Annotated in this window: 13 protein-coding genes and 1 pseudogene; 8 read left to right on the top strand and 6 right to left on the bottom strand. The window is 67.5% G+C overall.

Annotated elements, in window-relative coordinates:
- The first annotated feature begins 304 nt into the window (after positions 1 to 304).
- The 7 genes from N878_RS02025 to N878_RS01995 all read left to right on the top strand — a co-directional run bounded on the left by N878_RS02025 (position 305) and on the right by N878_RS01995 (position 6,680).
- Positions 305 to 2,287, top strand: a complete 1,983-nt coding sequence (locus N878_RS02025; protein WP_021442012.1) for a dynamin-like GTPase family protein — start codon at positions 305 to 307, stop codon at positions 2,285 to 2,287.
- Between the two features lie 96 nt (positions 2,288 to 2,383).
- The gene (locus tag N878_RS02020) at positions 2,384 to 3,523 is read left to right on the top strand and encodes a homoserine O-acetyltransferase (protein ID WP_021442011.1); all 1,140 of its coding nucleotides are present in this window, start codon (positions 2,384 to 2,386) and stop codon (positions 3,521 to 3,523) included.
- Positions 3,524 to 3,525: 2 nt separating this feature from the next.
- The gene (gene metW / locus N878_RS02015; RefSeq protein WP_031302600.1) at positions 3,526 to 4,122 is read left to right on the top strand and encodes a methionine biosynthesis protein MetW; all 597 of its coding nucleotides are present in this window, start codon (positions 3,526 to 3,528) and stop codon (positions 4,120 to 4,122) included.
- 27 nt (positions 4,123 to 4,149) lie between these two features.
- Positions 4,150 to 4,566, top strand: coding sequence for a DUF4426 domain-containing protein (locus N878_RS02010; RefSeq protein WP_021442009.1), 417 nt, complete (start codon positions 4,150 to 4,152; stop codon positions 4,564 to 4,566).
- Complete coding sequence (rdgB, locus tag N878_RS02005) at positions 4,563 to 5,159, top strand: RdgB/HAM1 family non-canonical purine NTP pyrophosphatase (protein WP_021442008.1); 597 nt, start codon at positions 4,563 to 4,565, stop codon at positions 5,157 to 5,159. The genes N878_RS02010 and rdgB overlap by 4 nt, the downstream gene beginning before the upstream one ends.
- On the top strand, positions 5,156 to 6,340 hold the full coding sequence (hemW, locus tag N878_RS02000) for a radical SAM family heme chaperone HemW (RefSeq protein ID WP_082457772.1): 1,185 nt from the start codon (positions 5,156 to 5,158) through the stop codon (positions 6,338 to 6,340). The genes rdgB and hemW overlap by 4 nt, the downstream gene beginning before the upstream one ends.
- 16 nt (positions 6,341 to 6,356) lie before the next feature.
- Complete coding sequence (locus N878_RS01995) at positions 6,357 to 6,680, top strand: DUF3392 domain-containing protein (protein WP_021442006.1); 324 nt, start codon at positions 6,357 to 6,359, stop codon at positions 6,678 to 6,680.
- Between the two features lie 123 nt (positions 6,681 to 6,803).
- Here N878_RS01995 and N878_RS01990 read toward each other — a convergent pair whose 3' ends face one another.
- The 5 genes from N878_RS01990 to N878_RS01970 form a co-directional block, all read right to left on the bottom strand.
- Complete coding sequence (locus tag N878_RS01990; protein ID WP_031302597.1) at positions 6,804 to 8,147, bottom strand: DUF1329 domain-containing protein; 1,344 nt, start codon at positions 8,145 to 8,147, stop codon at positions 6,804 to 6,806.
- A 173-nt stretch (positions 8,148 to 8,320) separates the two neighbouring features.
- On the bottom strand, positions 8,321 to 9,037 hold the full coding sequence (gene trmB / locus N878_RS01985; protein WP_021442004.1) for a tRNA (guanosine(46)-N7)-methyltransferase TrmB: 717 nt from the start codon (positions 9,035 to 9,037) through the stop codon (positions 8,321 to 8,323).
- A gap of 10 nt (positions 9,038 to 9,047) precedes the next feature.
- Positions 9,048 to 9,842: a thiazole synthase gene (locus N878_RS01980; RefSeq protein WP_021442003.1), complete on the bottom strand. Its 795-nt coding sequence runs from the start codon at positions 9,840 to 9,842 to the stop codon at positions 9,048 to 9,050.
- A gap of 20 nt (positions 9,843 to 9,862) precedes the next feature.
- Entirely contained in the window at positions 9,863 to 10,063 is a 201-nt protein-coding gene (gene thiS / locus N878_RS01975) for a sulfur carrier protein ThiS (protein WP_021442002.1), read from the bottom strand.
- 102 nt (positions 10,064 to 10,165) lie between these two features.
- Entirely contained in the window at positions 10,166 to 10,537 is a 372-nt protein-coding gene (locus tag N878_RS01970) for a DUF423 domain-containing protein (RefSeq protein WP_021442001.1), read from the bottom strand.
- A 232-nt stretch (positions 10,538 to 10,769) separates the two neighbouring features.
- Here N878_RS01970 and mtgA point away from each other — a divergent pair, with 232 nt between their 5' ends.
- Positions 10,770 to 11,492, top strand: coding sequence for a monofunctional biosynthetic peptidoglycan transglycosylase (gene mtgA, locus N878_RS01965; protein ID WP_021442000.1), 723 nt, complete (start codon positions 10,770 to 10,772; stop codon positions 11,490 to 11,492).
- A gap of 45 nt (positions 11,493 to 11,537) precedes the next feature.
- Here mtgA and N878_RS28820 read toward each other — a convergent pair.
- Positions 11,538 to 11,901 (bottom strand): annotated as a pseudogene (locus N878_RS28820) (hypothetical protein); the annotation flags it as partial.

Raw genomic sequence — 11,901 nt, 5'->3', positions numbered from 1 at the left:
AACCGCCACAAGCGCCTGCGCATCCAGGCCCCGCGCTGCCTGCCGGCGCTGCCGGGACTGGCGCGGCCCGGCAGCGCATGACCGTCCGGCGCCCGCAACGACCGCTCGGCGCTCGCCACCGGCCGTAAGGCGGGACTCGGCAGACGGGCGATTGACGGCCGCCGCGGCCACCGCATAATGCGGGGTATTCAGGCGAACGCCGTGCGTTCTGGCGGCAAACCGACGCGAACCGTCGCCCAAGCGGTGCCGGTCGCCAGCGCCCCGACCACCAGCCGCCGCACGCGTTGCCCAGAGGAGAGCCAGGATGAGCATGGAACGTCTCAGCCAGCAGGTCGATGCCTACGTCGCCTGGAAGCGCGAGTTGATGCGCGAGATCACCCGCTACCGCAGCTGGCTGGAGCACAATCGGCTCAACTCCGAGGCGGTACAGGCCAAGCTCGAACGCGCGCTCAAGCTGCTGCGCACCGACCACATCACCCTGGCCTTCGTCGGCGAGTTCTCCCGCGGCAAGACCGAACTGATCAACAGCCTGTTCTTCTCCGAGTACGGCCAGCGCATGCTGCCCTCGCATGCCGGGCGCACCACCATGTGCCCCACCGAGCTGTTCTTCGACCCGCGCTCGGAGCGCTCCTACATCCGCCTGCTGCCGATCGAGACGCGCACCGCCTCGGCCAGCGTGGCCCAGTTCAAGCGCATCCCGCGGCACTGGGTGAACATCCCCCTGGACACCAGCGACCCGGCCAACATGGCCCTGGCCTTCAGCCAGGTGGCCAAGACCAAACCGATGCCGGTGGAGCAGGCGATCCAGCTCGGCTTTCACCCGGACATGCTCGAAGGCACCGGCAAGCGCGGCCAGGTGCTGGTGCCGGCCTGGCGCCACGCCATGGTCAACTTCGACCACCCGCTGCTGCGCCAGGGCCTGCGCATCCTCGACACCCCGGGCCTCAACGCGCTCGGCAGCGAGCCGGAACTGACCCTGTCGATGCTGCCCAGCGCCCAGGCGATCATCTTCCTGCTGGCCGCCGACACCGGCGTCACCGCCAGCGACATGAGCATCTGGCAGCAACACATCCGCCAGCTCGACGAAGACACCCAGACCTGCCTGTTCGCCGTGCTGAACAAGATCGACGTGCTGTGGGACGACCTGGCCGGCGAGGCCTTCGTGCAGAACGCCATCGGCCAGATCCAGGCCGCCACCGCGCGCCAGCTGGGCATCGGCAAGGACGAGGTGCTGCCGCTGTCGGCCAAGCAGGCGCTGCTGGCCAAGGTGCGCAAAGACGAGGAGCTGCTGGCCCGCAGCCAGATGGCCAACCTCGAGACCCTGCTCTGCGAGCGCATCGTCGCGCAGAAGGAGCGCCTGATCGAAGACCGCGTGGTGCGCCAGGTGCTGGCCCTGCTCAACAACAGCCAGCACGTGCTGGGCCTGCGCCTGGAGAAGGTCGGCGAACAGCTCGCGCTGCTCGGCAACCACCAGCAGGACAACGGCCAGCTGCTGTTCGAGCTGACCGCCAAGACCAAGGAAGACCACAGCCTGCACCACAAGCGCCTGCTCGGGCTGAAGACCAACCAGCGCCTGGTCCAGCGCCAGGGCGAGCTGCTGCGCCACGCCGCGCGCGCCGAACGCCTGGAAGAACACCTGGACCAGGTCCGCCGCAACCTCACCGGCAGCTGGACCACGCTGGGCATCAACCAGGCCATCCTGCACTTCTTCCGCGCCGTGGAGCACGACCTACATGGCCTGGAGCAGGAAGCCGAGATGGCCAACAAGATGGTCGCCGCCCTCTACCGCCGGCACAACGAGGACAACCCGCTGCACGGCGTCGACGCACCGCAGTTCCAGGCCCAGCGCTACCTGCGCGAGCTGAAGAAACTGCAGGCCAAGGGCGACCAGTTCCGCCTGCACGTCAAGACCCTGCTCACCGAGCAGCGCAGCCTGACCCGACGCTTCTTCGCCACCCTCGCCCAGGAGGTGATCGGCCTGCACCAGCGCCTGCGCCAGGACGCCGAACAGTGGGCCGGCGACGCCCTGATGCCGCTGATGCAGCACACCCTGGAACACAAGCAGATGCTGGAAACCCATATGCTGCGGCTCAAATCCCTGGCCCAGGAAACCCAGCAGACGCGCAAGCGCAGCCAGCAACTGGCGCACTACCAGCAGGAGCTGGAACAGCAACTGGCCCAGGCCGCCGACATGCTGCGCATCCTCCGTCGCCCGGCGCCGGTGCAGCGCCAGGGCAAGGTGGTCAGCCTGCCCTCGGCGATAGGCGCGCAGGCCGGCGGCGAATAGCCGCGCACTGTGGCCGGAGCGGGCGCCAGCTCGCTTGCCGCTGCCGGCGGCGCTCTTTAGACTGGCGCCCTCCTCCGATTCGATAGCAGCGCCTCAATGCCCACTGCCTTTCCCGAAGATTCCGTAGGCCTGGTCAGCCCCCAGGTGCAGCGCTTCAGCGAGCCGCTGGCGCTGGCCTGCGGACGCAGCCTGGCCGAGTACGAACTGGTCGTCGAAACCTACGGCGAGCTGAATGCCGCACGCAGCAACGCGGTGCTGATCTGCCACGCCCTGTCCGGCCATCATCATGCCGCCGGCTACCACAGCCCGGACGATCGCAAGCCCGGCTGGTGGGACAGCTGCATCGGTCCCGGCAAGCCGATCGACACGCGCAAGTTCTTCGTCGTCAGCCTCAACAACCTCGGCGGCTGCAACGGCTCGACCGGTCCGAGCAGCGCCAACCCGGCCACCGGCAAGCCCTACGGCGCCGACTTCCCGGTGATGACCGTGGAAGACTGGGTGCACAGCCAGGCGCGCCTGGCCGATCGCCTGGGCATCGCGCAGTGGGCCGCGGTGATCGGCGGCAGCCTCGGCGGCATGCAGGCGCTGCAGTGGACCATCAGCTACCCCGAGCGCGTGCGCCACTGCCTGGCGATCGCCTCGGCGCCCAAGCTGTCGGCGCAGAACATCGCCTTCAACGAAGTCGCGCGCCAGGCCATCCTCACCGACCCGGAGTTCCACGGCGGGCATTTCCAGGAGCGCGGCGTGATCCCCAAGCGCGGCCTGATGCTGGCGCGCATGGTCGGCCATATCACCTACCTGTCCGACGACGCCATGGGCGAGAAATTCGGCCGCGGCCTGAAGAGCGAGAAGCTCAACTACGACTTCCACAGCGTCGAGTTCCAGGTCGAGAGCTACCTGCGCTACCAGGGCGAGGAGTTTTCCGGGCGTTTCGACGCCAACACCTACCTGCTGATGACCAAGGCGCTGGACTACTTCGACCCGGCCGCCGCCCACGACGGCGACCTGGCCAAGACCCTGGCCGCGGCCCAGGCGGATTTCTGCGTGATGTCCTTCACCACCGACTGGCGTTTCTCCCCGGCCCGCTCGCGGGAGATAGTCGATGCGCTATTGGCGGCGAAGAAGAACGTCTGCTACCTGGAGATCGACGCGCCGCAGGGCCACGACGCCTTCCTCATGCCGATCCCGCGCTACCTGCAGGCGTTCGGCAGCTACATGAAGCGGATCGAGGTATGAGCATGCGAGCGGATCTGGACATCATCCAGGAATGGATCGCCCCGGGCAGCCGCGTGCTCGACCTGGGCTGCGGCGACGGCGAGCTGCTGGCCTGGCTGCGCGAGCACAAGCAGGTGGCCGGCTACGGCCTGGAGATCGACCCGGAGAAGATCGCCACCTGCATTGAGCGCGGGGTCAACGTGATCGAGCAGAACCTCGACGAGGGCCTGGGCAACTTCGCCAGCGACAGCTTCGACGTGGTGGTCATGACCCAGTCGCTGCAGGCGCTGCACTACCCGGACAAGGTGCTGGCGGAGATGCTGCGGGTCGGCAAGACCTGCATCATCACCTTCCCCAACTTCGGCCACTGGCGCTGCCGCTGGTACCTGACCACCAAGGGCCGCATGCCGGTGTCGGATTTCTTGCCCTACACCTGGTACAACACGCCGAACATCCACTTCTGCACCTTCGAGGACTTCGAACGCCTGTGCCACGCCCAGGGCGCGCGGGTCGAGGAGCGCCTGGCGGTGGATCGCGACCATCGCCACGGTTGGGCCAGCCGAGTCTGGCCTAATCTATTGGGTGAGATCGGCATCTATCGCATCAGCGGTGCGAACTGAGCCATCGCCTGCCCGAGGAGAACCATCATGCGCCGCATCATCCCCTTCCTGATCGCCCTGTGCCTGGCCCTGCCGGCCGTCGCCGAACGCAAGCAGAGCTTCGGCGATCTCGACGTGCACTACAGCGTGTTCAACTCCAGCTTCCTGCAGCCGGACATCGCCGCGGCCGCCGGCCTGACCCGCAGCAAGACCCAGGGCGTGGTTAACGTCGCCGTGCTCAAGGCCGGCAAGGCCAGCACCGCGCAGGTCGGCGGCCAGGTGAAGAACCTGCTCGGGCAGATCACGCCCCTGACCTTCAAGCAGGTCACGGAAAGCGGCGCCATCTACTACCTGGCGCAGTTCCCCTTCTCCAGTCGCGAGGTGCTGAGCTTCACCCTTGAGGTGCAGCAGGGCGGCAACCCGCACAGTTTCAGCTTCAACCAGGAAATGTTCCCCGACGAATGACAGCCTTCAACGAACTGGTGCTGGCCAGCCACAACGCCGGCAAACTCAAGGAACTGCAGGCCATGCTCGGCGACGCCGTGCGCCTGCGCTCGATCGGCGAATTCTCCAGCGTCGAGCCGGAGGAAACCGGCCTGTCGTTCGTCGAGAACGCCATCCTCAAGGCACGCAACGCCGCACGCATCTCCGGCCTGCCGGCGCTGGCCGACGATTCCGGCCTGGCAGTGGATCATCTCGGCGGCGCCCCCGGCATCTACTCGGCGCGCTACGCGGACGGCCGGGGCGATGCGGCGAACAACGCCAAGCTGCTCGATGCCCTGAAAGATGTGCCGGACGCCCAGCGCGGCGCCCAGTTCGTCTGCGCCCTGGCCCTGGTGCGGCACGCCGACGACCCGCTGCCGATCCTCTGCGAGGGCCTGTGGCACGGCCGCATCCTGCACCAGGCGCGCGGCGAGCAGGGTTTCGGCTACGACCCGCTGTTCTGGGTAGAAGACTGTCAGCGCTCGGCCGCCGAACTGCCGGCGGCGGAAAAGAACCGCCTGAGCCACCGCGCCCGCGCCATGGCCCTGCTCAAGCAGCGGCTGGGGCTGGCGTGAGCCAGCACCCTGCGCCCCACTCCCCCGGCGCTGGGGAACGGGGCTTCGAGCTGCCGCCTCTGGCGCTCTATGTCCATATCCCCTGGTGCGTGAAGAAGTGCCCCTACTGCGACTTCAACTCCCACGCGGCCGGGCCGACGCTGCCGGAAGAGGAGTACGTCGACGCCCTGCTGGCCGACCTCGACGCCGACCTGGGCCAGGTGCATGGCCGGCCGCTGAGCTCGATCTTCTTCGGCGGCGGCACCCCCAGCCTGTTCTCCGACCGCGCCCTGGGCCGCCTGCTGGAAGGCGTCGAGCGCCGCGTGGCGTTCGCCGGCGACATCGAGATCACCCTGGAAGCCAACCCCGGCACCTTCGAGCAGGCCAAGTTCAAGGGCTACCGGGCGCTGGGCATCAATCGCCTGTCGATCGGCGTGCAGAGTTTCCAGGAGGCCAAGCTCAAGGCGCTGGGGCGCATCCACGACGGCAATGAGGCCGTGCGGGCCGCCGATATGGCGCGCGCCGCCGGCTTCGACAACTTCAACCTCGACCTGATGCACGGCCTGCCCGAGCAGAGCCTCGAGGACGCGCTGTTCGACCTGCGCACCGCCATCGCCCAGGCGCCGACGCACCTGTCCTGGTACCAGCTGACCATGGAGCCGAACACGCTGTTCTGGAGCCAGCCGCCGGTGCTGCCCGAGGACGACCTGCTGTGGGACATCCAGGAGGCCGGCCAGGCGCTGCTGGCGGCCGAGGGCTACGCCCAGTACGAGGTGTCCGCCTACGCCCAGCCCGGCAAGCAGGCGCGGCACAACCTCAACTACTGGACCTTCGGCGACTTCCTCGGCATCGGCGCCGGCGCCCACGCCAAGCTCAGCGACCCGCACGGGCGCATCCTGCGCACCTGGAAGACCCGCCTGCCCAAAGACTACCTGGACGCGGCCAAAGCCTTCCAAGCCGGCGAGCGCCTGCTCGGCGCCGACGAGCTGCCCTTCGAATTTCTCATGAACGTGCTGCGCCTCACCGACGGCGTGCCGGCGAGCCTGTTCACTGAGCGCACCGGTCTGCCCCTGGCCAGCCTGGACGCCGCCCGCACCGAAGCGCAGGCGCGCAAGCTGCTGCGCACCGAGCCCGAGCGGCTGTGCGCCACCGCCGAGGGCCAGCTGTTTCTCAACGATTTGCTGCAACACTTCTTGCCCTGATGGCTAAGGACACCGGATGGATCTCGTACTGGACCTGATCGTCACCCTCTCGCGCTGGAGCCGCAGCCACCTCGGCGACATTTCCCTGGCCATCATGGCCACCCTGCTGGTGCTGTTCGGCCCGGCCATCAACGCCTGGGTCCAGCGCACCATCGGCAACCTCAATTTCGTTCTGCGCACCCTGCTGTTCGTGGTGTTCTGCGCGGTCGGCTACGGCCTGGCCATCGTCTTCCTCACCCCCTGGCTGGCCAAGGGCCTGGCGCATTTCAACAACTTCACCCTGGCGCCGGTGCTGATCCTGATCTTCGTGGTGATCGGCATATTGGCCGACCGCAACTAAGGCCGGCAGCAGCATATACCGACTAAGGGCAACCACCAGGCCCAACACCGCCATAAAAAACGCCGCGACCCGGTAAAGGCGTCGCGGCGTTTCGCTCGAACATGCGGCCTGCGGCCGCGTGCCTCAGTTGCCCTCGCGGCGCAGCGCCTGCGGGGTGAAGTCGCGCGGGGTCAGCTTGGCGTCGAAGTCGTACATCTTCTCGTTGTTGTCCAGGCCGTCGGCGAAGTAGCGGCTGCCCTTGAAGTCGTAGATGGTCTCCAGGGTCGAGCCGAACATCGGCACCTCGTAGTAGCTGATCGGGTGGGCTTCCTGCAGGCCGATCAGTTCGCCGTGCCTGTCGTACAGGTCGACGGCGAGGATCTGCCAGCTGTCCTCGTCCAGGTAGAAGCGGCGCTTGGCGTAGGGATGGCTGAAACCGGTGCGCAGGTCCGCTTCGACCACCCAGACGCGGTGCAGCTCGTAGCGCAGCAGCTCGGGATTGACGTGCTTGGCCTGGAGGATATCGCCGTAGGCGATGCCCTTCTGGTGCACGGCGTAGCTGTTGTAGGGCACCAGCATCTCGCGCTTGCCCAGCAGCTGCCACTCGTAGCGATCCGGCGCGCCGTTGTAGGCGTCGACCTGGTCGGCGGTGGCCATGCCGTTGGTATCCGGCTGCAGGGTGTCGTAGGCCAGCATCGGCAGGCGCCGCACGCGGCGCTCGCCGCGGTTGAAGCGCCAGGCCTTGCGGATGGCGAGAATCTGGTCGAGGGTCTCCTGCACCACCAGGGCCGAACCGGCCAGCTTGGCCGGCGCCACCACCTTGTACTTGTAGTAGAACAGGGTGTTGTCCAGGTCCTGCGGCGCGACGCCGTCGCGGCCGTAGAGGAAATAGATGTCGCGCTCGAGCTTGAGCAGGTTGTAGCTGCCGTTGCTGAGCACCGCGGCCTGGTTGGTGGCCATGCTGATCTGGTCGCCACGGTAGCGCATGATATGGTTCCAGATCGCTTCCTGACCGTTCTGCGGCAACGGGAAGGGCACGCCGGAGGCGGCGCCCTGCACGCCGTTGCCGCCGGAGATCAGCTCGGCGTTGAGCGCGTTGAAGCGGGTGGCATCGTAGATGCGCTGCGGCGCCGCGGCGCTGCGCCGGGTGGGGAACACCCGCAGATAGTAGCCGGGGTTCTGTTGCAGCAGGGCCATGAGCCCCAGCGGCAGCTGTTGTTCATGCTGCGCCAGGTTGCCGGCGTCGACCCGATACTGCATGGCGTCGGCGGCATAGGGATCGGGGTGGTGCATGCCCGGCTGGTAATTGGCCAGCGGCGTAGCCAGGCCGCCGCTCCAGGCGGGAATGGTGCCGGCGGCATTGCCGGCGCGTTCGCCGCCCAGCGGTGTCAGCTCCTGGCCCAGGCGCGCGGCCTGGCTGGCATCGACCTTGGCCTGGGCCTGCAGGGCCAGGGCGCTCAGCAGCAGAATGGAAACCGATCTCAACACAATGCTCTCCTCACGGCGCCGCGGCAGCGGCGTCGCTGTTATCCGCGCGGCCCGCGGCCGCGCTTATCGTTTTGTTGTGTCTGCGGTGAGGTGCCGTCCTGGCCGTCGGGTTATCCCGATCTGCTTAGGCGTCCTGCCATTTTTGGCGAAGCGGTGGGGATGTGCAGCGGTGATCACTCCTGGCGCTGGAACTTGAGGTCCCATACGCCATGACCGAGGCGTTCGCCGCGGCGCTCGAACTTGGTTACCGGGCGCTCCTCAGGGCGCGGCACGTAGCTGCCGTCGGTGGCCAGGTTGCGGTAGCCCGGCGCGGCGTTCATCACCTCGAGCATGTGCTCGGCGTAGTTCTCCCAGTCGGTGGCCATGTGCAGCACGCCGCCGATCTTCAGCTTGCTGCGCACCAGCTCGGCGAAGGCCGGCTGAACGATGCGCCGCTTGTGGTGCCGGGCCTTGTGCCAGGGATCGGGGAAGAACAGCAGCACGCGATCCAGGCTGGCATCGGCCACGCACTGGCGCAGCACTTCCAGGGCATCGCAGCTGTACACCCGGACGTTGCTCAGGTTCTGCGCCATCACCCCGTTGAGCAGGGCGCCGACGCCGGGCTTGTGCACCTCGACGCCGATGAAGTCCTGCTCCGGCGCGGCGGCGGCCATCTCCAGGGTGGAATGGCCCATGCCGAAGCCGATCTCGAAGGTGCGCGGCGCGCGGCGCCCGAACAGCTCGTCGAAATCGCGCAGGCCGTCTTCCAGCTCCAGGCCGAACAGCGGCCAGCCCTTGTCCAGGCCGCGCTGCTGACCCTCGGTCATGCGCCCGGCGCGCATCACGAAGCTCTTGATGGTGCGGAGCCGGCGACCGTCTTCGGTTGTTTCGGGCTGTTGCGTGTCAGTCATGCGGAACTCGTTATTTGATCAGGCCATCCAGCGGCGACGACGCGCTGGCATAGAGTTTCTTCGGCATGCGCCCGGCAAGATAGGCCAGGCGCCCGGCTTCCACCGCGTACTTCATGGCCTGGGCCATGAGCACGGGGTTGTCGGCATGGGCGATGGCGCTGTTCATCAGCACCGCCTCGCAGCCCAGCTCCATGGCGATGGTGGCGTCGGAGGCGGTGCCCACGCCGGCGTCGACCAGCACCGGCACCTTAGCCTCTTCGAGGATGATGCGCAGGTTGTAGGGGTTGCAGATGCCCAGGCCCGAGCCGATCAGGCCGGCCAGCGGCATCACCGCGACGCAGCCCATGTCCGCCAGCTGACGGGCGATGATCGGGTCGTCGCTGGTGTAGACCATCACGTCGAAACCGTCCTTGACCAGAATCTCGGCGGCCTTGAGGGTCTCGATCACGTTGGGGAACAGGGTCTTCTGGTCGGCCAGCACTTCCAGCTTGACCAGCTTGTGGCCGTCGAGCAGCTCGCGCGCCAGGCGGCAGGTACGCACGGCGTCGGCGGCATCAAAGCAGCCGGCGGTGTTGGGCAGGATGGTGTACTGGTCGGGGCTGATCACGTCGAGCAGATTCGGCTCGCCCGGATTCTGGCCGATATTGGTACGGCGCACCGCCACGGTGACGATCTCGGCGCCGGAGGCGGCGATGGCGTCGCGGGTCTCGTCCATATCCTTGTACTTGCCGGTGCCGACCAGCAGACGCGACTGGTAGGTGCGGCCGGCCAGGGTGAAGGGCTTGTCGCTGCGAACTTGGCTCATGGAGAAACTCCTCAAGGGGATCAACCGCCGCCGATAGCGTGCACCACTTCCACCTGGTCGCCCTCGGCGAGCCGGGTGCTGTCGTGCTGGCTGCGTGGAACTATGTCCAGATTGAGCTCGACCGCCACGCGGCGCCCGGCCAGGTCAAGACGGGCCAGCAGGTCCGCGACGCTCTGGTTGTCGGGCAGCTCGAAGGGTTCACCATTCAACTGAATGCGCATGACGGCTCGGTCACAACTAGTAAGAGGGCCGGCATTCTAGCCCGATAGCCAGCCGCGACCAAGGCTAAAAGGCGCCATTCGTCCTCAAATCTGACGCCCGAGTCAGGTCAATTTCCAGGCCGCCAGGCCCAGGCACAGCCAGCCCAGCAGAAAGGCGACACCGCCGAAGGGGGTGACGATGCCCAGCTTGCCGATGCCGCTCAGGGTCAGCAGATAGAGGCTGCCGGAGAACAGCAGGATACCCAGGGCGAAGGCGCCGCCGGCCAGGTTGACCAGGCGCCCCGGAGCCTGCAGCGCCAGCAGGCCGACGCCGAACAGGGCCAGGGCATGGATCAGCTGGTAGTGGCTGCCGGTCTGGAACACCGCCAGATGCTCCGGACTCAGGCGCGCCTTGAGGCCGTGGGCGGCGAAGGCGCCGAGGGCGACGCCGGTAAAGCCGGCGAAGGCCGATAGCAACAACCAGAGACGAGCCATATACCCTCCAGGGCGCAGTGGAAAATCGGCGCAGTTTAACCGTTGAACCGGCCTGCCCAGGGATTGTCAGTGTCGCACCCACCGCCGCCGGGGCTTCAACTGCTGAAGACTCCGCGAGAATCGCGTCGTTCTTGCTGCCTGCCATCCCAGCAGGCCACCGCAGGCAACGTCAAAAATTGCTCCCGGCATTTTTTTGTTTTAATAGCGCCTTTCTCGCTCACCCCGGACTCCGATGCTCCGCACCCTGACCCGCCGCCTGCTGAAACTCGTGCTCTGGCTGATGCTGGCCAGCGCACTGCTGGTGCTCGCCCTGCGCTGGCTGCCGCCGCCCGGCACGGCGCTGATGCTCGAGCGCAAGCTCGCGTCCTGGGGCACGCAACAGCCGCTGGAGCTCAAGCGCCAGTGGCGGCCCTGGAACCAGCTGCCGGATCATCTGAAGATGGCGGTGATCGCCGCCGAAGACCAGAAATTCGCCGAACACTGGGGCTTCGACCTCGGCGCCATCCAGGCCGCGCTGGCGCACAACCAGAGCGGTGGCTCGCTACGCGGCGCCAGCACCCTCAGCCAGCAGGTTGCCAAGAACCTGTTCCTCTGGTCCGGCCGCAGCTGGCTGCGCAAGGGCCTGGAGGCCTGGTTCACCGCGCTGATCGAGCTGCTCTGGTCGAAGGAGCGCATCCTCGAGGTCTACCTCAACAGCGTCGAATGGGGCGACGGCATCTTCGGCGCCGAGGCGGCCGCGCAGCATCACTTCGGCGTCGGCGCGCCCTATCTGGATCGCCAGCAGGCCAGCCAGCTGGCGGCGGTGTTGCCCAACCCGCTGCGCTGGAGCGCCGGCCGCCCGGATCGCTATGTCGCCCGCCGCGCCGCCTGGATTCGCCAGCAGTCGCTGCAACTGGGCGGCGGGCACTACCTCAACCAGCTCAAGCCAGTCAGGCCCAGCTGGTGGCCAAGATAACTGTGGGATGCGCCGGGTGACGCCGCTTTCATCGGTGCGCGCGGCCTAGGGACGAGGCGCGAACGCGCGCTTGGGCACGGCATGCAGCAGTTCTACCTCATCGCCCTGCAGATGCACCGTCAGCCCCCATTGTGGATAGACCCAGGCCTGCCCCGCGGCCAGTTCCAGACTCAGCCGCGGCTGACCCAGCGTCGCCGCCACGCGCTCGGCGGCCAGAGCGGCCGGCGGTTCGAGACTCACCGCGCGTACGGCAAACCCCGCCATCTGCTCGGCCAGCGCCGTACCCAGCAGTTGTTCGGCATCGCCGGCGCGCAAGCCCTGGGCGGCCAGCAGGCTGTCGCCCTGGGCCTCGCTCAGGGCCAGCTCGGCCTCCAGCGCCCAGCTGCCCTCGGCCCCCGCCAGCTCCGCC

The sequence above is a fragment of the Pseudomonas sp. EGD-AK9 genome (assembly GCF_000465935.2).
Lineage (GTDB): Bacteria > Pseudomonadota > Gammaproteobacteria > Pseudomonadales > Pseudomonadaceae > Aquipseudomonas.
Note: the sequence above shows the minus strand (reverse complement) of the source record. Positions and strands in the feature narration are given on the sequence as shown.